The sequence below is a fragment of the Aminobacter sp. MET-1 genome, from assembly GCF_026521175.1.
GTDB lineage: Bacteria > Pseudomonadota > Alphaproteobacteria > Rhizobiales > Rhizobiaceae > Aminobacter.
In genome coordinates this window covers 92,606-113,899 of sequence record NZ_JAMSHL010000011.1, presented here as the reverse complement: position 1 = coordinate 113,899, position 21,294 = coordinate 92,606, and the positions used below count along the sequence as shown (strand labels likewise).

At 63.5% G+C, this 21,294-nt stretch carries 10 protein-coding genes; 6 read left to right on the top strand and 4 right to left on the bottom strand.

Features of this window, described 5'->3' with window-relative positions; genetic code table 11:
- Window positions 1-12 precede the first annotated feature (12 nt).
- The 6 genes from NDO48_RS16695 to NDO48_RS16670 all read left to right on the top strand — a co-directional run bounded on the left by NDO48_RS16695 (window position 13) and on the right by NDO48_RS16670 (window position 14,152).
- Window positions 13-588, top strand: coding sequence for a HutD family protein (locus NDO48_RS16695; RefSeq protein WP_267321816.1), 576 nt, complete (start codon window positions 13-15; stop codon window positions 586-588).
- Window positions 589-702: 114 nt separating this feature from the next.
- Window positions 703-1,275, top strand: coding sequence for an NADPH-dependent FMN reductase (locus tag NDO48_RS16690; protein ID WP_018427242.1), 573 nt, complete (start codon window positions 703-705; stop codon window positions 1,273-1,275).
- A 318-nt stretch (window positions 1,276-1,593) separates the two neighbouring features.
- Window positions 1,594-10,152: a GH36-type glycosyl hydrolase domain-containing protein gene (locus NDO48_RS16685; RefSeq protein ID WP_267321815.1), complete on the top strand. Its 8,559-nt coding sequence runs from the start codon at window positions 1,594-1,596 to the stop codon at window positions 10,150-10,152.
- Between the two features lie 242 nt (window positions 10,153-10,394).
- Complete coding sequence (locus tag NDO48_RS16680) at window positions 10,395-12,161, top strand: glucan ABC transporter ATP-binding protein/ permease (RefSeq protein WP_267321814.1); 1,767 nt, start codon at window positions 10,395-10,397, stop codon at window positions 12,159-12,161.
- A 123-nt stretch (window positions 12,162-12,284) separates the two neighbouring features.
- Complete coding sequence (locus tag NDO48_RS16675) at window positions 12,285-13,049, top strand: heme ABC transporter permease (RefSeq protein WP_267321813.1); 765 nt, start codon at window positions 12,285-12,287, stop codon at window positions 13,047-13,049.
- A 26-nt stretch (window positions 13,050-13,075) separates the two neighbouring features.
- Window positions 13,076-14,152 (top strand): NAD(P)H-dependent flavin oxidoreductase, encoded by a 1,077-nt coding sequence (locus NDO48_RS16670; RefSeq protein WP_267321812.1) that lies wholly within the window; start codon window positions 13,076-13,078, stop codon window positions 14,150-14,152.
- A 3-nt stretch (window positions 14,153-14,155) separates the two neighbouring features.
- On the opposite strand, the gene glpK is transcribed toward NDO48_RS16670, so the two are convergent.
- The 4 genes from glpK to NDO48_RS16650 form a co-directional block, all read right to left on the bottom strand.
- Window positions 14,156-15,649, bottom strand: coding sequence for a glycerol kinase GlpK (glpK, locus tag NDO48_RS16665; protein WP_267321811.1), 1,494 nt, complete (start codon window positions 15,647-15,649; stop codon window positions 14,156-14,158).
- Window positions 15,650-15,776: 127 nt separating this feature from the next.
- Complete coding sequence (glpD, locus tag NDO48_RS16660) at window positions 15,777-17,303, bottom strand: glycerol-3-phosphate dehydrogenase (RefSeq protein ID WP_267321810.1); 1,527 nt, start codon at window positions 17,301-17,303, stop codon at window positions 15,777-15,779.
- A gap of 362 nt (window positions 17,304-17,665) precedes the next feature.
- Window positions 17,666-19,009, bottom strand: coding sequence for an AAA-associated domain-containing protein (locus NDO48_RS16655; protein ID WP_018427250.1), 1,344 nt, complete (start codon window positions 19,007-19,009; stop codon window positions 17,666-17,668).
- Between the two features lie 15 nt (window positions 19,010-19,024).
- Entirely contained in the window at window positions 19,025-20,761 is a 1,737-nt protein-coding gene (locus tag NDO48_RS16650; protein ID WP_267321809.1) for an ABC transporter permease, read from the bottom strand.
- Window positions 20,762-21,294 lie beyond the last annotated feature (533 nt).

Genomic DNA, 21,294 nt, shown 5'->3' with positions numbered 1-21,294 from the left:
ACTGGGCTGATCATGCGCATCATCCGTCACGCCGACTGCCGCCCCATGCCATGGAAGAACGGTGGCGGCGTGACCACCGAGATCATGGCCTGGCCGCCCGAGGCCGGGCTCGGCGCCTTCGACTGGCGCATTTCGATGGCGCAGGTGGCGAGCGGCGGACCGTTTTCCGTCTTTGCCGGCATCGACCGGACATTGACCGTGCTTGAAGGTACGATGCGGCTCGCGGTCGAAGGCACCGAGAACCGTGTTCTCTCATCCGAGACCGGGCCTTACGCATTCCCCGGCGACGTCGCCACCGCGGCCGAACTGATCGGGGGCGCGGTGCTCGACTTCAACGTGATGACCCGGCGCGGGCGTTTCAGCCACTCCGTCACCTGCAAGACCTTCGCGGTGCCGGGCAAGCTCGAATTGCCGGCTGGTACCGGCCTCGTTTTCTTGGTTTCTGGCTCGGGCCGCGTCGGGCAGGCGGGCGCGAGCACCCTGGTCGAGGCCCACGATGCTGTCCTTGTTGAAACCGGCCCTGCATCCATCGAGATCGAGCCCTTGCAGCCGGTGACGTTGCTCGTCGTCGAACTCGTCGGCGCCTAGCCCGGGCATTCTCAGAATCGTCGTGACATCGGCGCGGAACTGGCCAACTATCTACCGTAGGGGAGGGTAGGTCGGCTCCGCGTCCTTGACGTGTGGCGAAGTGGAGAATGTGCCATGGATACCTACAAGGTCGGCTATTTCATCGGCAGCCTTGCCGCCGGCTCGATCAACCGCAAGCTCGCAAAGGCGCTTGTCAGGCTGGCGCCCGCTGGGCTGGAGATGGACGAGATTTCGTTTCGCGATCTGCCGCTCTACAGCTACGACTATGATGCAGACTTCCCGCCGCCCGCACGTGCTTTCAAGAAGGCGCTTGCCGGTGTCGACGCCATCCTGTTCGTGACGCCGGAATACAACCGCTCCATTCCCGGTGGATTGAAGAACGCCATCGACTGGGCGAGCCGTCCCTATGGCACCAATTCCTTCACCCGGAAGCCCTCCGCAGTGATCGGCACATCGCCCGGCTCCATCGGCACGGCGGTTGCCCAGCAGAGCCTGCGCAGCGTGCTTAGTTTCTGCAATTCACCGCAGATGAATGCGCCCGAGGCTTACATCCAGTTCAAGCCCGGCCTGATCACCGACGACGGCGAGGTCACGAACGACGACACGGCCGAATTCCTCAAGAATTTCATGGCGGAATTCCATGCCTTCGTGGTTCGTGTCTACACCGTTTTGCCACGCACGACGTAATGCATCGGAGGGAGGAATCGGGGCCTTAACAGGCCTGCTTGTGCCCTTTTCCGGGCACTGCCTGAAATACGGTCAGAATTCAGCTTAAGAACACGAAAAAGCCTGAATCCTTCCGTTCCGATTTTCGCTCGGCACTGTTATGAGGCGCGTGGCATCGAGGGTGACGGCGACGCCATATTTTCACTTAATCGCAGTGCAAGAGCGATCCTTCGACCAGTTGTGTTGCTATGCAACCAATTCTTGTTTGAAACGGTTTATGCGGCAGGTCCGCGACGCCGGAAGGCGGCGCGGACTTTCTGTAAAACGGAAATGCTGTAAATGAATATTCAGACCGACCCACGCCGGATTACAGACGCAGCGCCGAGCTTTCCGCCGGTAGCGGAACAGCCTATCCGGGCGACCGTGCTTCACGAGGACCGGATGCGGGCCGCGGGCGAAAGCCTGGCCCGGAAGGAACTCAAATCCTATCTCGGTCTCGACCTATTCGATTTCCACGCCCGCATCCGCGAGAGCGCCAAGAACATTCTCAAGGTGTATCGCGACACCAACGCGGCGCAGGGCAGGGGCGAGCCGATCACACCGGCAGCGCAATGGCTGCTCGACAACAACTATCTGGTCGAAGAGACGATCTATCAGGTCAAGCGTGACCTGCCGAAGCGGTTCTATCGCGAATTGCCGACAATGGAGATCGCACCCGGCCAGTCGGTGCCGCGCGCACTCGCTATCGCGTGGGTGTATGTGGCCCATTCCGACAGCACCGTTTCGGCCCAGATGTTCAAGGCCATCGTCGAGGGCTACCAGTCGGTCGAGCCGCTGCACATCGGCGAACTCTGGGCGTTGCCGTCGCTGCTGCGCTTTGTGCTGATCGAAAATCTCCGCCGCATCGCCGTGCGGGTCAACCGTGCCCGCGACATGCGCGCTATCGCCAACGAGGTCGCCGATCGCCTGCAGGGGCTACAGGACGCGGACGATCTGGCGGTGCTGCGCGCCTATGCGGCGCATGCCCGTGACACGACCTTCGCCACGCAGCTGCTCTACCGCCTGCGCGACGGTTCGCAGAACGCCGGCAAGGCCCTGACCTGGCTCGAGAACGAGCTCGAGAAGTCGGGCAGCGACGCCGAAGAAATCATCATCGGCGAGCACCAGACGCTGTCGAGCGGCAACGTCACCACCGGCAACATCATCCGTGGCCTGCGCCTGATCAACGACCAGGACTGGACCGTCTGGTTCGAGGACGTCAGCCGTGTCGACGCGCTGCTGCGCGAGCGCACCAACTATGCCGAGCTCGATTTCGCCTCGCGCGACCAGTACCGCACGGCAATCGAGGATCTCGCCCGCCATTCCAGGCTTTCCGAGTATCAGGTCGCCGAGCGCGCCACCGAATTCTCCGATGTCGGCGAGCCCGCGCCCGCCGAGGAGCGCGGGCTGCAGAAGGATTGCTCTGATGTCGGCTTCTTCCTGGTTGGCCCGCGCCGGCCGGAACTGGAACAGGCTATCGGCTATCGCCCGACCTTCGGCCGCATCGTCAACCGCGCCTTCCGCAAGACCAACTGGCTCGGTATCGTCGTTCCGGTCTTTGCGCTGACGGTGCTATTGCTGTTCCTGGCCGGCAACGCTTTGGCAGCGCTCGGTTTGCCGAGCGTGACGACGCCTGCGATCATTCTCCTGCTGGTCCTGTTTTCGGTGCCGGCGAGCGAAGGCGCGCTGGCCTTCTTCAACACCATCGTGCTCAAGTTCCTCGAGCCGACCCGCCTGATCGGCTACGAGTTCAAGGATGGCGTGCCGGTCGAGGCCCGCACGCTGGTCGTCGTGCCGTCGCTGATTGGCTCGCGCGACGATGTCGACGAGAACATCCGCAATCTCGAAGTGCATCACCTCGCCAATATGTCGGGCGAGATCTACTTCGCGCTCCTCTCCGACTGGCCGGACAGCCAGGCCGAACTGGCGAGCGGCGACCGTGAGATCTATGAATATGCCCGCCGCGAGATCGGCCGCCTCAACCAGCGCTATCCCAAGGATGGCTCGCCGCGCTTCTACCTGCTGCACCGCCGCCGCCTCTACAATCCGGCCCAGGGCTGCTGGATGGGCTGGGAGCGTAAGCGCGGCAAGTTGCACGAACTCAATCTGCTGCTCCGCGGCGACGGTGACACCACCTTCATGCCGACCGACGTGCCGCTGCCGGAAAACGTCGTTCATGTGATGACGCTGGACGCCGACACCCGCATGACCCGTGGTGTCGTCACCAAGCTCGTCGGCAAGTTGTGCCACCCGCTCAACCGCCCCGAATTCGACGCCGAAAAGCGCCTCGTCACGGCTGGTTACGCCATTTTGCAGCCGCGCGTAACGCCGTCGCTGACGACGGGCGACGAAGCTTCTTTCTTCCAGCGCGTCTTCTCGGCCAATCGTGGCCTCGATCCTTACGTCTTCGCCGTGTCTGACCTCTACCAGGACGTCTTCGGCGAGGGCACCTTCACCGGCAAGGGACTCTACCACGTCGACGCCATGGAGGCCGCCCTCAAGGGCCGCATCGCCGAGAACACCGTGCTTAGCCACGACCTGCTCGAAGGTGCGCTCGCCCGTTCGGCCCTGGTGACCGACGTCGAGGTGGTCGAGGATTATCCGACCCGCTATTCGGTCGATGCGTCGCGTCAGCATCGCTGGGCCCGCGGCGACTGGCAGCTGCTCGGCTTCATCCTTGATCCCAAGTCGGGCGTGCCGGCGCTGTCGCGCTGGAAGATGGTCGACAATCTCCGGCGATCGCTGACCCCGATCTTCTGGGTCATGGCGGCAATTGCCGGCTGGACCGTGCTGCCCTTCACGCAAGCCGCCCAGTGGCAGGCATTGCTCATTCTCAGCCTGTTCATGGCGCCGACTTTCGACATCATCGACGCCATCCTGCCGAAGAACCGCGAGGCCACGGCCCGCGGCCACTTCAGTGCGCTTGGCCGCGACCTTGCCTTCGGCACTGCCATGGTGGCGCTGAAGGTCGTGCTGATGGCCCATCTCGCCTGGATGATGGGCGATGCCATCATCCGCACGCTCTATCGCCTGTTCGTCAGCCGCAAGAATCTGTTGGAATGGCGTACCGCCTCGCAGGCCCACAAATCGGGCGGCAACGATCTCTCCGCCTACTACCGCATGATGTATGGCGCGGTGATCATCGCAGCCGTCGGCTTGGTACTGCCTGTTATGGCAGACTCGACCGGTGCTTTCGTGGCATTCGCCTTTGCCATCTTCTGGGCCGGTTCGCCTGCCTTTGCCTGCCTGATCAGCCGCTCGGCCGAGACCGAGGACCGGCTGCATGTCGCGCCGTGGGACGTGCATACGCTGCGCACGGTCGCCCGTCGCACCTGGCATTATTTTGAAACCTTCGTCACAGCTGAACAGAACCACCTGCCGCCGGACAACTTCCAGGAAAACCCGACCGGTGTGGTTGCCACGCGGACGTCGCCGACCAACATCGGCGTCTATCTGCTGTCGGTGGTGTCTGCCCGCGATTTCGGCTGGATCAGCCTGAACGATGCGGTGTCGCGCATCGATGCGACGATGTCGACCATCGAGAAGATGGAGCGTTATCGCGGCCATCTCTACAACTGGTACGACACGACCAACACGCGGCCGCTCTATCCGCTTTATGTGTCGAGCGTCGACAGCGGCAACCTTGCCGGCCATCTGGTGGCCGTCGCTGCAGCCTGCGCCGAATGGGCGGAAGCGCCTTCGGTCCATCTCCAGGGCGATTTCGAGGGCATTCTCGACATCGTCTCGATCATCGAGGAAAGCGTCGCCGAACTGCCGGACGACCGCAGGCAGCTGAGGCCGTTGCGCCAGCGCCTCGTCGACCGCATCGACGGCATGCGCCGCGCGGTGGAAACCATCAAGGCAGCACCCGAGATGGCGTCGATCCGCACCATCAATCTGGCGGTGCTGTCTGGCGAAATCCGCAAGCTTGCCGGCGCGATTCACACCGAGGCTTCGTCGACCAAGAGCGAGGTGCTTGCCGATTGGTCGAGGACGCTGGAATCGACCTGTGAGGCGCATGTCCACGACGCCCATACCGACGACCAGACGGTTGCGTCGCTGCGCGCCAAGCTGCTCGAGCTGCGCGAGCGCGCCCGCAAATACGCGTTCGAAATGAACTTCTCGTTCCTGATGCGCAACGAGCGCAAGCTCCTGTCCATCGGCTACCGGGTCGAGGAACATCAGCTCGACGAAAGCTGCTACGACCTGCTCGCCTCCGAGGCGCGCCTGACCAGCCTGTTCGCCATCGCCAAGGGCGACGTGCCGACCGAGCATTGGTTCCGGCTTGGCCGCCCGATCGTCGAGATCGGCTTCCAGGGCGCGCTGATGTCGTGGTCGGGCTCGATGTTCGAGTATCTGATGCCGCCCCTGGTCATGAAGGAGCCGCAGGGCGGCATCCTCAACCAGACCAACAAGCTCGTCATCCGCCGCCAGATCCAGTACGGCCGTTCGAAGGGCATTCCGTGGGGTATCTCCGAGGCCGCCTATAACGGCCGCGACCGCGAGCTGACCTATCAGTACACCAACTTCGGCGTGCCCGGCCTCGGCCTCAAGCGTGGCCTTGGTCAGAACACGGTTATCGCACCCTACGCAACCGTGCTTGCCGCTCAGTTCATGCCTGACGAGGCGACCGCGAACCTGCGCCGTCTGCGCAAGCTCGGTGCGCTCGGGCGCTATGGCTATTACGATGCCGTCGACTACACGCCGCAGCGCGTGCCCGAAGGTACCGACCATGCCGTGGTCTACAACTACATGGCCCACCACCAGGGCATGTCGATCGTCTCGATCGCCAACGTCATCTTCGAAGGCCGCATGCGCGACCGCTTCCACAGCGATCAGGTGATCGAGGCGGCGGAGCTGCTGCTGCAGGAGAAGGCGCCGCGCGACATTCCTGTCGCCACCGTGCGTACCGAGGTCGATGAACACACCAAGGACGAGACAGCCGACCATAGCGCCGACACCCGCGTGGTGCTCAACCCGATGCGGGCGCTGCGGGCCACCAACCTGATGTCCAATGGCCGTTATTCGGTGATGGTGACGGCCACCGGCTCCGGCTACAGCCGATGGAATGACATGGCCATCACCCGCTGGCAGCCGGACCCCACCGAGGACCGTCTCGGCAGTTACCTGTTCTTGCGCGACACCGAGACTGGTGACTGGTGGTCGGCAACTGCCGAGCCCAAGCGGGCGACCGGCGAACAGGTGCAGACGGTGTTCTGCGACGACAAGGCCAACTTCATCAAGACCGTGGGCACGCTGCGCAGCGAGGTCGAGTGCATCGTCGTCTCCGAAGGCAATGGCGAGGCACGCCGCCTCGTCATCTGGAATGATGCGGCTGTCGATCGCCACATCGAGGTGACGTCCTTTGCCGAACTGGCGCTGGCGCCGGAGGCCAATGACAACGCCCATCCGGCCTTCTCGAAGATGTTCGTCGAAACGGAGATCACCCACAACGGCAGCGCTATCCTGGCCAATCGCAGGACGCGCACGGCCAACGAGCCGACGGTGGTAGCGGCGCATTTCATCACCGACCAGTCGGGCCTTGCCCGCGACACGGAGGCTGAAACAGACCGTCGTGCCTTCATCGGCCGCGGCCGCACGATAGTTGATCCCGCTGCCTTCGATCCGGGCGCCAAGCTTTCGGGCAGCGCCGGCTTCACTCTCGACCCGATTGCCGCCCTGCGCCGCCGCGTCCGCGTGCCGGCCAACAAGAAGGTATCGCTGACCTTCTGGACCATCGTCGGCTCGACCCGCGAGGAGGTCGAGGAGACGATGGCCAAGCTCGACCACCCCGAGGGCTTCCCACGCCAGGCGATGCTGTCGTGGACGCGTTCGCAGGTGCAGACGCGTCATCTCGGGCTCAATCTTACCGACGCCGCCAATGTCCAGAAGCTCGCGCGCTACCTGATCTATCCCGATCCGTTCCTGCGTGTTTCGGCGGAGGCCATTGCCACCGGCCTCGGCCGCCAGTCGGCGCTCTGGCCGATGGCGATCTCGGGCGATTTCCCGATCCTGGCGATCAGGATTGGCGATATCGCCGACATCGAAATCGTCGCCCAGGCGCTGCGCTTCCAGGAATACATGCGTGCCCGTGGGCTCGTTGCCGATCTCGTCATCGTCAACGAGCAGGCCTCGTCCTATGTCCAGGACCTGCAGCAGGCCATCGAGCATCTGTGCGAGAACAGCCGCCTGCGCGGCAAGGAGCTCGGACCGCGCCAGCACATCTTTGCCGTGCGTCGCGATCTGATGGACGAAAACTCCTACCGCACGCTGCTGGCTGTTTCGCGCGTCTGTCTGCATACCCGGAATGGCACGATCTTCGACCAGATCGAGCGTGCCGAGGCTGCGGGCCTTCAGGCGCGGGATGCGCTCAATGCCGCACAGACATCCGAACGGCAGGCACCGGCCCTGTTGCAGACGTCGCCGTCTCGCAGTGCCCGCAAGAACAGCGGCGAAGGCCTTGCCTTCTGGAACGGTTTCGGCGGCTTCGATGCCGGTGGCCGCGAATATGTCGTGCACCTGAACGGAACGCGTGCAACGCCGCAGCCCTGGATCAACGTCGTCGCCAATTCCGGCTTCGGCTTCCACAGTTCGGCCGAAGGCGCCACCTTCACCTGGAGCCGCAACAGCCGCGACTACCAGCTGACGCCGTGGACCAACGATCCGGTCACCAACCGTCCGGGGGAGGCGATCTACATCTTTGATCGTGCCACGGGCCGGGTCCACTCGCCGATCGCATCCGTCGTCCGTGAGGCCGGCGCCACCTACGAGGCGCGCCACGGCCAGGGCTTCTCGACCTTCAAGTCGAAGCGCGGCACGTTGGCGACCGAGCTGACCCATCTGGTCGATCCGGCCGATCCGGTCAGGATTTCCAGGCTCCGCATCGAGAATTCCGGTGCGGTTCCTGTCAAGCTCAGGGTCTATGGCTATGTCGAGTGGGTGCTCGGCAACAGCAGGGCGAAGACCGCGCCGAACATCGTTTCGTCCATTGATGCTGCAACCGGGGCTCTTCTTGCCCGCAACACATATGGGCTCGACTTCGGCGAGCGCGTCGCCTTCATGGCCACCGACGGCAAGACGAGTTCCGTCACCTCTGACCGCCATGAGTTCATCGGCACTACTGGCTCCATCGAGGCGCCGCGTGCTGTTATGCTCGGCGCGGAGCTTACCGGCCGTGTCGAGGCTGGCCTCGATCCTTGCGCTGCCATGGCCCGCGATATCGAAGTGCCGGCCGGCGGCTCGGTGTCGCTGCTCTGGCTGCTTGGCGATGCCGGGTCGGACGAGGAGGCAAGCAAGCTCGTTGCCCACCACCTGAAGGTCGGCTTCGACCAGCGGCTGGCCGACAATGAGCGCGACTGGCGCGACTTCCTTGGCACCATCGAGGTCGACACGCCCGACAAGGCGCTCGACGCCATGGTCAACAACTGGCTGCCTTACCAGAGCCTGGCCTGCCGCATCCGCGCACGTTCGGCCTTCTATCAGGCGAGCGGTGCCTTCGGTTTCCGCGACCAGTTGCAGGACACGTTGGCGCTGCTGATGCACGATGCCAGCCTTGCCCGCGAGCAGATCCTGAACGCGGCCGGACGCCAGTTCCCCGAGGGTGACGTTCAGCATTGGTGGCTGCCGCGCACCGGTGCCGGCGTCCGCACCATGATTTCCGACGACGTCGTCTGGCTCGCTTATGCTGCAGCCCGCTATGTCGCGGTTACAGGCGATGCCGCGTTGCTCGCAGAGCAATTGCCCTTCATCGAGGGACAGGCGCTCAATCCCGACGAGCACGACGCCTTCTTCACGCCGGAGGCGTCGAAGAAGAAGGCTTCGCTCTACGAGCATTGCGCCCGCGCGCTCGACCTCGCCGTCAAGCGGACCGCCAAGAACGGCCTGCCGCTGATCCTTGGCGGCGACTGGAACGACGGCATGAACCGTGTCGGCGAAGGCGGCAAGGGCGACAGCGTCTGGCTCGGCTGGTTCCTGCTGAGGGCGCTGAACGACTTCGTGCCGCTGGCCAAGGCTGAAGGCGACAGCAAGCGCGCCAACGCCTGGGACAAACATGCCGGTGCCCTGAAGAAGGCGCTGGAGAATGCTGCCTGGGACGGCGAGTGGTATCGCCGCGGCAGCTTCGATGACGGCACGCCACTCGGGTCACGCAGTTCGGAGGAGTGCAAGATCGACTCGATCGCGCAGTCCTGGAGCGTGCTGTCGGGTGACGGCGATCCGGCTCGTTCGCGCACGGCGATGGCTCAGGCGACCGAAATGCTGGTCGACGAAGAGCATGGCCTCATCAAGCTGTTCTCGCCGCCTTTCTCCAGGACCGAGAAGGATCCCGGCTACATCAAGGCCTATCCGCCCGGCGTACGTGAAAATGGCGGCCAGTACACCCATGCCGCGACGTGGTTTGTCATCGCACTTGCCGAGATGGGGCTCGTCGACGAAGCCTATCGCTGCTTCTCGATGCTGAACCCGGTCAACCATGCGCTGGACGAGAAGTCTGCCGAGACCTACCGGGTCGAGCCCTATGTGGTCGCCGCTGACGTCTATGCCGAGGATGGCAAGGCAGGGCGCGGCGGCTGGACCTGGTACACAGGGTCGGCCGGTTGGCTCTATCGGGCGGCGGTTGAAAGTATTCTCGGCATTTCGCGCCGGGGTAACCGGATTGTCGTTTCACCCGCCATCCCGAAACACTGGGAAGGCTATGCCGCGACACTTCGGATGGATGGTGCAGTCTATAGGTTGCGGGTAGTGAGGGACAAAGCCGCAAAGTCTGCGAAAGTTGAGATCGACGGCGTCAAGAGCAAGGATGCTTCCTTTGTCTTGCGCGATAGCGGTGAGGTCGAAGTCGTGGTCCGTATTCCGGCATAGCCGGAGCGGGCTGCGACAAAAACCGCGCAGCTTTGTCATCATTTCGCCGCAACGATGGCTTTTTTCGTTAGTTCTCAATTCTTTATCGCATCACACCAGATTACCGGTCGTTGAAATGTTTTGTTCGAAATTTTTGAACTCAACGGCTATGAGCGCATTGTCTTGCGGACAAGCGGTCGCTATCTATCGGCCAATTGTGCAGTGCACAATAAAGGGACGGACGGGACTCAAGGGGTACCAAAGTGTCGTTGCTTGAGGTTTATTGGAGAGCCCTCCGCTACCTTGCCGCCGATGGCAAGAAGGTAGGCTTGATCTGCGCCGCCAACGTTGTGTTGGCGGTCGTTACTATCGCTGAGCCAATTCTGTTCGGGCGTATCATCGACGCCATTGCTGGAAAGACTGAGGTCATTCCGACGATGGCGCTGTGGGCGAGCTTTGGCGCGTTCAACATCGTCGCCTTCGTGCTCGTGGCCCGCGGCGCCGACCGCCTGGCCCACAAGCGTCGCGGCGAGGTGCTCTGCCAGTCCTTCGAGCGCGTCGTCACCATGCCGCTCGCCTGGCACCAGCAACGCGGCACCTCGCATTCGCTGCACACGCTGCTGCGCGCGGTCGACTCGCTGTTCACGCTCTGGCTCGAATTCATGCGCACGCACCTGGCGACCGCCGTGGCGCTGACGCTGCTCGTGCCGACGGCCTTCTCGCTGGATGTTCGCATGACGCTGGTGCTGATTGCGCTGGGCGTGCTCTACATCGTCATCGGCCGCGTGGTCATGCGCAAGACCAAAGAGGGGCAGGCGACCGTCGAGCGCCACCATCACAAGGTCTTCTCCCACGTCTCGGATTCGGTCAGCAACGTCGCCGTGCTGCAGAGCTACAACCGCGTCGGCCAGGAAACCGAGGCGTTGCGTGGCTACGTGCACAACCTGATCACGGCCCAGAACCCTGTTCTCGACTGGTGGGCGCTGGCATCCGCCATGCACAGGCTCGCCTCGACGATCTCGATGATGGTAGTGCTGCTCATCGGCGCCTATCTGGTGACCCATGGCCAACTGCGCATCGGAGATATCGTTGCCTTCACCGGCTTCGCCTCGCTGCTCATCAGCCGCCTCGACCAGGTGTCGAACTTCGTCAATCAGATCTTCGACGCACGCTCGAAGCTGGAGGAGTTCTATCGCCTCGAAGATTCCGCTGCCGATCATCGCGAACCCGATGGCCTGCGCGAACTGGAAAACGTCACCGGCCATGTCCGCTTCGAGAACGTCAACTTCGAGTTCCCGAATTCGGGGCAGGGCGTACGCGATGTCTCCTTCGAGGTCCGCGCCGGCCAGACGGTCGCCATCGTCGGCCCGACGGGCGCGGGCAAGACCACGCTCATCAACCTGCTGCAGCGTGTCTACACGCCCGAGCAGGGTCGCATCCTGATCGATGGCATCGATACCCGCACCGTGACCCGCAAATCGCTGCGCCATTCGATCGCCACCGTCTTCCAGGACGCCGGTCTGCTTAACCGCTCGATTGAGGACAACATCCGCGTCGGCCGCTCGAGCGCCACCAACGAGGAAGTCCATGCCGCGGCCAACGCCGCAGCGGCCCAGGACTTCATCCTGTCCAAGAGCGAAGGTTACGACACCAAGGTCGGCGAGCGCGGTGGCGCGCTGTCGGGCGGCGAACGCCAGCGTATCGCCATCGCCCGCGCCATCCTCAAGAGCGCGCCGATCCTGGTGCTCGACGAGGCGACCAGCGCGCTCGACGTCGAGACCGAAAACCGGGTCAAGGACGCTATCGACATGCTGCGTGATGGTCGTACAACCTTCATCATTGCCCACCGCCTCAGCACCGTTCGCGACGCCGACCTGGTCGTGTTCATGGACCATGGCGAAGTGGTCGAGATGGGTGGCTTTGCCGAACTCTCGGCTCGCAACGGCCGCTTTGCCTCGCTGCTGCGGGCCGGCGGGTTGCTGAATGACGAGGAAGTCCGTCGCGTGACGCATGTCGAGGCTGCGGCCTGACGGTTCGCTAGGCTCATTGAAATGCAATAGGGCGCCTCGATGATATCGCAGGCGCCCTATTTCTATTGGACCGCGACTTCTGAACAGATTGCGGAGCGCCCTTGTGGCGGTTATTTAGCGTCCATGACCCAGACGACCTCGCAGACTTGGCGTTTCAGCGATCTTGCCAACCCGACGCGCTTCATCGGCCTCGTCGACCGCGTCGTGCCCTGGCTCGCCGCGGCTTCCGCTGTCGTCCTGGCGGTCGGCCTCTATCTCGCCTTCGCTGCGCCTGCCGACTACCAGCAGGGCATCACCGTCCGCATCATGTACATCCACGTGCCCTTCGCCTGGCTCGCGATGATGTGCTATTCGGTCATGGCGATCTCGGCGCTGGGTACGCTGGTCTGGCGCCATCCGCTCGCCGACGTGGCGTTGAAGTCAGCCGCCCCGGTAGGTGCAGTGTTCACGGCTTTGGCTTTGCTCACCGGTTCGATCTGGGGCAAACCCATGTGGGGAACATGGTGGGTGTGGGATGCGCGCCTGACATCGGTCTTCGTGCTGTTTCTCATGTATCTCGGCATCATCGCGCTGACCCGCGCGATCGACGATCCCGCGCGTTCGGCGCGCGCCGCTGCGGTCATCACTTTGGTCGGCTTCATCAACATCCCGATCATCAAGTTTTCGGTCGAATGGTGGAACACGCTGCATCAGCCGGCGTCGGTGTTCCGCATGGGCGGCTCGACCATCGACCCGAGCATGCTCTGGCCCCTGATGACCATGGCGCTTGGCTTTAGCCTTCTGTTCTTCACTCTGCATCTAATGGCGATGCGCACCGAAATTTGGCGCCGCCGCGTCATGGCGATGCGGCAGATCGCTGCCCGGAGGGCGGAGCGCCAGCAGGGCTGATGCCCTGACAACGGAAGGAAGCTGCCATGTGGCCCGATCGTCGAATTCTTGATCTCCTGGGCCTCGACCGTCCAATCCTGCAAGCTCCGATGGCCGGGCCTGTCGATTCCGAAATGGTAATTGCGGTGTCCGAGGCCGGTGGCCTCGGCGGCCTGCCTTGTGCACTGATGACGCCCGAGAAGGCGCGAACCGAACTCGGCATCATAGGGCAGCGAACCTCGCGCCCGATCAACGTCAATTTCTTCTGCCACCAGCAGCCCAAGGACGATCTAGCGCGCGAGGCGGGCTGGAAGAAGCTGCTCGAACCCTATTATGTCGAACTCGGCCTCGATCCGAATGCGCCGGCGCCGCGCTCGGCACGTGCGCCGTTCGACGACGAGTTCTGCGCCATCGTCGAGGAATTCCGACCTGAGGTGGTGAGCTTCCATTTTGGCCTGCCGGACGAAGCTCTGTTGGACAGAGTCAAGGCGACGGGAGCCAAAGTGCTGTCGTCGGCGACCACCACCGATGAGGCCGTCTGGCTGGAGGCGAGGGGCTGCGACGCCATCATCGCCCAGGGCGCGGAGGCAGGCGGCCATCGCGGCATCTTCCTGGCCGACGACGTCGCCAACCAGCCTGGTACCTTCGCGCTGGTGCCGCAGGTGGTCGACGCTGTGCGCGTTCCCGTCATCGCCGCAGGCGGCATTGCAGATGCACGCGGCATTGTCGCAGCCTTTGCCCTTGGGGCGTCTGCGGTGCAGGTCGGCACCGCCTATCTGTTCTGTCCCGAGGCCAAGATGCCCGCGCCGCACAAGGCAGCGCTGAAGTCGGCGAAGGACGACCACACCGCGCTGACCAATGTCTTCACCGGTAGGCCGGCACGCGGCATCGTCAATCGCATCATGCGCGAGGTTGGGCCGCTTTCGAAGGACGCACCGGCATTTCCGCTCGCCGGCGGAGCGCTTGCGCCGCTCAGGGCAGCGTCTGAACCGAAGGGTTCCGGCGATTTCATGTCGCTGTGGTCGGGGCAGGCGGCACGGCTCGGTCGCGAAATGCCGGCAGGTGAGTTGACGCGCCGGCTCGCCGACGAGGCGCTGGCCATGTTGGCCCGCTTCGGCAGGTGATCGTCAGACCGTCGTCAGCGTCCGCCGCACCGCGTCGCGCCAACCCTTCAGCTTCGTTCCGCGAATTTTGGCGTCCATCGCCGGCTTGAATTGGCGGTCCAGCGCCCAGGCCTTGGCGAATTGCGCGGCCTTTGGCCAGACGCCGGCGCGCGAGCCGGCTAGCCAGGCAGCTCCCAATGCTGTGGTTTCGAGCACCGTCGGCCGGTCGACCGGGGCGTCCAGAATGTCGGCGAGGCGCTGCATGGTCCAGTCAGATGCGACCATGCCGCCATCGACGCGCAGCACCGTCTTGCCGTTGCTGGTCTTCCAGTCCTTCTTCATGGCGTCGAGCAGATCGCGCGTCTGGTAGGCGACGGATTCGAGTGCGGCGCGCGCGAACTCGGCTGGTCCGCTGTTGCGGGTCAGCCCGAAGATGGCGCCGCGCGCCTCGGCGTCCCAATGCGGCGCGCCAAGTCCGACGAAGGCCGGCACGAGATAGACCTGCTGGGTATCGTCGGCACTGGCCGCCAGTTCGCCGCTGTGCTCGGCCTTGCCGATCACCTTGATGCCGTCGCGCAGCCATTGCACGGCAGCGCCTGCAATGAAGATCGAGCCTTCCAGCGCATAGGTCGTCTTGCCGTCGAGCCGGTAGGCGATGGTGGTCAAAAGCCGGTTCTTCGAACGCACGATGTCGCCGCCGGTGTTGAGGATGGCAAAGCAGCCCGTGCCATAGGTCGACTTCATCATCCCCGGTTCGAAGCAGGCCTGGCCGATTGTGGCTGCCTGCTGGTCGCCGGCAACGCCGAGGATCGGGATTTCGGCGCCGAACAGCGTCTTCTCGGTCACGCCATAGTCGTCGGCGCAGTCCTTCACCTCGGGCAGCAGAGAGGCGGGGATCCTAAGGATATCGAGCAGCTCGGCATCCCATTGGTTCTTCTCGATGTTGTAGACGAGCGTGCGCGAGGCATTAGTCGCGTCGGTCGCATGCACCTTGCCGCCGGTCAGGCGCCAGATCAGGAAGCAATCGATGGTGCCGGCGAGCAATTCGCCGCGCTCGGCTCGCTTGCGCGCGCCCTTCACATCGTCGAGCAGCCAGGCGATCTTGGTGCCGGAAAAATAGGGATCGAGCAGAAGCCCTGTCTTGCGGGTGAACCTGGGCTCAAAGCCCTGCTTCTTGAGCCTGGCGCAGAGGGGGGCTGTTCGCCGGTCCTGCCAGACGATGGCGTTGTGGATCGGCTTGCCTGTCGCCTTGTCCCAGATAACCACGGTTTCGCGCTGGTTGGTGATGCCGATGGCCGCGATTTCGGCAGCAGTCCTGTCGGCTTTCTTGAGCGCGGTCCTGCAGGTGGCGACGACGCTGCCCCAGATCTCCTCTGGATCGTGCTCGACCCAGCCGGACGCCGGAAAATACTGGGTGAACTCCTTCTGGCCGACACCCACAGGCTTCATGGTCGCGTCGAACACGATTGCCCGGCTCGACGTGGTTCCCTGGTCGATCGCCAAAACGAAACCGCTCATGTCCCCTCCTGCCATCAGACGCCCGGCAACGCCTCCGTCCCGTTACCTGGCCCGGACGCCCTGCGCCCCCGCTTTCAATAGCTGTGGTTGAGCAGTGTCGGCAAGTTGCCGGCTTCGTCAGGCTGCCTCAGGCAGCGACGCTGCCGGCCTTCGAGCCGATTCCCCGCAGGAAGTCCTCGAGTTCGGCCGCTTGCTCCTTACCGAGCTTAAGGCCGCGCTTGGTACGGCGCCAGAGAATGTCTTCGGCGGTGAGGGCCCATTCGTGCTTGACCAGATAGCGGACTTCGGCCTCGTAGAGTTCGGCGCCGAAGTCGCGCCCGAGGTCTGCTTCCGAGGTGGCGCTTCCGAGCAGGACCGTCGCCCGCGTGCCGTAGAGCCGGGTCAAGCGGCGCGCGACACGCAGTTCGAGGAATGGATAGGCGGACCTCAGCTTCGTCACCTGGGCGTCGAAGGCAGTGGCCTCGAAGTCGCCGCCGGGCAGCGGCGCAACCGCAGTCCAGGCTTTGCCCTTCTTGCCGATGCGCTTTTCGATGATCTCGAGCATCGACTCCGCCAGGCGGCGGTAGGTGGTGATCTTGCCGCCGAAGATGTTGACGATCGGAGCCTGTCCGTCGTCGCCTTCGGCCTTGAGCACGTAGTCGCGGGTCGCTTCCTGGGCCTTGCTGGCGCCGTCGTCATAGAGCGGACGCACGCCGGAATAGGTCCAGACGATGTGCTCGGGCTTCACCGGTTCGGCGAAATATTCGCTTGCCGCGTTGCAGAGATAGTCGATCTCGGCCTGGGTGATCCTGGCCGTATGCGGATCGCCCAGATAGTCGCGATCAGTCGTGCCGATCAGCGTGAACTCTTCCTCGTAAGGGATGGCGAAAATGATCCGCCCGTCCTTGTTCTGAAAGAAATAGGCGCGGGGATCGTCGAACTTCTTGCGCACGATGATGTGGCTGCCCTGGACCAGCCGCACATTGTGGACGTTCTGCTTTCCCAGCGTGTCGGCGATCACATGATCGATCCAGGGACCGGCCGCATTGACAAGCAGCCGTGCCTCGATTTCCTCGACGCTGCCCGTGCGCCTGTCCTCGACGCTCACGACCCAGTGGCCGTTCTCGCGGCGCGCGCCCGTCACCTTCGCGCGAGTGCGGATCACGGCACCCTTGTCCACCGCGTCGCGGGCGTTGAGCACCACCAGTCGCGCATCGTTGACCCAACCGTCGGAATATTCGAAGGCGCGCCTGAACATCGGCTTCAGCGGCTTGCCGGCGGCATCCGCGCGCATGTCGAGCGTGCGCGTTGCCGGCAGCAGCTTGCGTCCGCCGATATGGTCGTAGAGGAAAAGCCCGAGACGGATCAGCCAGGCAGGCCGCAGCCCCTTGGCGTAGGGCAACACGAAGCGCATCGGCCAGATAATGTGGGGGGCGTTCTTCCACAGCACTTCGCGTTCCATCAGCGCTTCGCGCACGAGACGGAACTCGTAGTGCTCTAGGTAGCGCAGGCCGCCATGGATCAGCTTGGTCGAGCAGGACGACGTGCCGGAGGCCAGGTCGTCCATTTCGGCGAGGTAGACCGAGTAGCCGCGGCCGACGGCGTCGCGAGCGATGCCACAGCCATTGATACCGCCGCCAATGACAAAAATGTCGTGCATTCCGGGCATGCTCATGTCTTCGCCTTGCTTCGCAGTGCAGCAATTCCGGCCGGTGCGAAACTTTGATTGGATTATTTCGAACCTATAACGAATGTCAAACGAAATATTCCGACGTTCGCGGCGAATTCAGTGCGAAGAGGGGGCATGAGGCGATAGGTATGCCGGTCGGCATGTCGATGGCCTTCGATCTCCCTGGAATGCAGGATTACTCCATGCTTTTTCGCAAAATCAAACGGCTGGGGCCTAATGTAGGTATACGTGTTGTGGCTTTCGTTTTTTTGCGCGGATGGGTGAAAACGAAAATCTTCGGCCGTGCAAAAGACTGGGCCGGCGCGCATTGTGCGTTGCGCCGGCCCGATCTGACTTGCTGCGCCTGCTCAGGCGGGGTTCTCGAGGTTGAACTGACCGATGTGCTCGTCATAGCCGAACAGCTCGGCATAGCGGCCCCAGGAGATGATCGCCCGCAGCGTATCTTCCGCCTGCTCTTCGGACATGTGGTCCTCGAGTTCCTCCGAGAAGCGCGTGAAAGGCGCGCGATGGCTCGGGCGTTCGTCCAGAACCCGTCGGATCATTGCCGCCAGCGGCACATAGGCGACCAGGTGCTCGGCAAACAGGCGCTTGCGGCCATCCACGTCCGAATCGACGAAATGCTGGCCGACCTCGGTCAGCTGCATGTCGCCTTCGGCCATCTCGGCAAAACGCATGAGCTGCAGCGTCTCGGCGATCGGGAACAGCTCATCCACCTCCATCTGCAGCGTGGCTGCCAGGTCTGGAAGGTCGGCCTTGCCCTTGTAGGGCGGGGCATCGAGCGCTTCCATCAGACCGGACAGCAGGTTGGTCGAGATACGTGGCAGCGCCATGCCGATGCCGGTCCCGGCAAAGCCGTCGCCCGCGCGCTTTTCAGCCTTCTCCGCCGGTGTGCGCTGGGTCATCCGCGCATAGATGTCGTCGACCAGCTGCCGGAAGGTGGGGTCTGCACGGTCACGCGGATGCGGCAGGTCGATCTTGATTTCGGCCGCCACGCGCCCGGGATTGGACGAGAAGATCAGGATACGGTCGCACATCAGCACCGCCTCCTCGATGTTGTGCGTCACCATCAGGATCGACTTGATCGGCAGCCGGCCTTCGATCCAGAGATCGATCAGGTCGGTACGCAGCGTCTCTGCCGTCAGCACGTCGAGCGCCGAGAAGGGCTCATCCATCAGCATCAGACGCGGATGTACGACGAGCGCCCGGGCAAAGCCGACACGCTGGCGCATGCCACCCGAAAGCTCCTTCGGATAGGCGCTTTCAAAACCGTCGAGGCCGATCAGGTCGATCGCCTCGATGGCGCGGCGACGCCGCTCGGCCGCCGGCACGCCCAGCGCCTCGAGCCCGATCTCGACGTTTTCGAGCACGGTCAGCCACGGGAACAAGGCAAAGCTCTGGAAGACCATGGAGATGCCTTCGCAGGGGCCCGACACCGGTGTGCCGCGCCAGCGCACGTCGCCGCTGGTCGGCATGACAAGCCCGGAAAGCACGCGCAGCAGCGTCGACTTACCTGAGCCCGAGCGGCCGAGCAGGCCGACTATCTCGCCTTCGTGGATGCTGAGCGAGACGTCGTCGAGCACGACGAGATCGACATTGTCGCCCTTGTGATAGACCTGACGGACGCCGTTGATGTCGACCAGGGGAGCGGTGGAGGTGTTAGCGCGGATGTTGTTGAGTTCGAGGGTGTTCATGGGAAATTCCTTTCCTCAATCGAGACGCAGGCGACGGGCGGCAAAGGTGTAGAGCGGTCGCCACAGAAGCCTGTTGAACATGATGACGAAGATGGACATCACGGCGATGCCGAGCACGATGCGCGGATAGTCGCCTGCCTCCGTGGCGCCGGCGATGTAGGCGCCGAGGCCATGTGCCCTGAGCGTGGTGCTGCCCCAGCTCGCCACCTCGGCAACGATAGAGGCGTTCCAGGAGCCGCCGCTCGCGGTGATCGCGCCGGTCACATAATAGGGGAATATCCCCGGCAGGATGACCTTGCGCCACCAGTACCAGCCGCGGATGCGGAAGGTCGCCGCCGCTTCCTTGAGGTCGTTGGGAAACGCGCTTGCGCCAGCGATGACGTTGAACAGGATGTACCACTGCGTTCCGAGCACCATCAGCGGCGACAGCCACACATCGGGGTTGAGCCCGAGCCGTACGATGGCAACGACCGCGAACGGGAACACGATGTTGGCCGGGAAGGCCGCCAGGAACTGGGCCAGCGGCTGCACCCGCTCGGCGATGCGCGGCCTAAGCCCGATCCACACGCCGATGGGAACCCAGATCACGCTGGCGAGCGCCATCAGCACGATAACGCGCAGCATGGTGATCACACCGAGCCCGAACACCTTGGCAACTTCGGCCCAGGCGAGTTCGGTGGCGATGAAGCCTATGATGAGCCAGAGCATGTAGGCCGAGGCGGCGAGCACAAGCGCTATCCAGATGCGGTCGGCCCAGACGCCCGACAGCCATGTATCGACCTTCTTCGGCATCGCTGCCGGGATGGCGAAGCGCTGGCGCGGCAGGCTGCCGAGCACGGCGCGGAAAGGCTGCATTATGATCTGGAAGACGCGGGTGCGGCGCACGGCGACAAGCAGCCAGGAGCGCGGAGCCGTGCCGCTGGCTGATTGTTCGACCCTGAACTTGTCGCCCCAGGCAACCAGCGGTCTGAACAGCAGCTGGTCGTAGATCAGAATGACGGCGAGCATCGCGCCAACCGCCCAGGCGACCGCCGCCAGGTTCTGCTGCTGGATAGCCAGCGCCACATAGGAGCCGATGCCGGGCAGCGTGATCGTCGTGTTGCCGACCGAAATCGCCTCGGAGGCAACGACGAAGAACCAGCCGCCTGACATCGACATCATGGTGTTCCAGACCAGCCCGGGCATGGAAAACGGCACTTCGAGCCGCCAGAACCGCTGCCAGGAGGTAAGGCGGAAGCTGCGCGAAGCTTCGTCGAGGTCGCCCGGTACCGTCTTCAGCGACTGGTAGAAGCTGAAGGTCATATTCCAGGCCTGGCTCGTGAATATGGCGAAGATCGCTGCGAGCTCGACCCCCAGCACCTGGCCGGGGAACAGCGCCATGAAGCCGACGACGGTGAAGGACAAGAAGCCCAGCACAGGCACCGACTGGAGGATGTCGAGCAGGGGGATCAACACCATTTCGGCGCGCCGGCTTTTGGCCGCGAGCGCGCCGTAGGCCAAGGTGAAGACGAGCGATGCCACGATCGCCGCCAGCATGCGCATGGTCGTGCGCAGCGCATATTCGGGCAGCATCGCCGGATCGAGCGAGATAGGCGCGTGGTCGAGGCTGGTGAGCGGCGCGAGTGTGTCGCGGCCGCCCTGGATGAGGAGGATGAGGCCGCCAAAGACGAGGCCGAAGGCCAGCGCGTCCCAGAGATTGGGAACATAGCGCTGCCGACGGCCGGCCTCCAGAGCCGGATGATGCATGGTCATAGTCGTACAACCTGAAATCGAATGAGGGCTGGGCTGCGGCCATGCGCAGCCGGCGACTGCCGCATAAGCGGCAGCGTCAACGACCTATTCGATCCCCGAGGTCAACAGACCGGAGGGCGGGTTGTATGATGCGGAAGATGAGTGTCCGCATAGTTCACCTCATGTCCTGTGCCTGCCGGCGGACGGGTGAACCGGACGCAGTCGGTCAGATTCGCGACGCCGTAGCGAGCAGGCTGATGCTAGATCGACTGGAACTGTCCATTAACGGAGCTATCCTGAGTTACCGCCGACATCTGTGGCCGGCACGGTGGTATATCGCGCTGCACCAATTCATCGTCAAGTTGAATCTTGAAGAAATTTCCGTGGCTTCGGGGAGACGGCCGACACGGTCGAATGCGCCGGCGTCAGGTCTTTTCAGCAATTGCTAATAATGCGAAGAATTGGCTCTCCCGATGGCCCTGCGCCGGAGGAGAGGGCAAGTTGCGGCGGGTTTGCGAGGTCGACCAGAAATCAAGCCAGAAATCAGGAAAGAC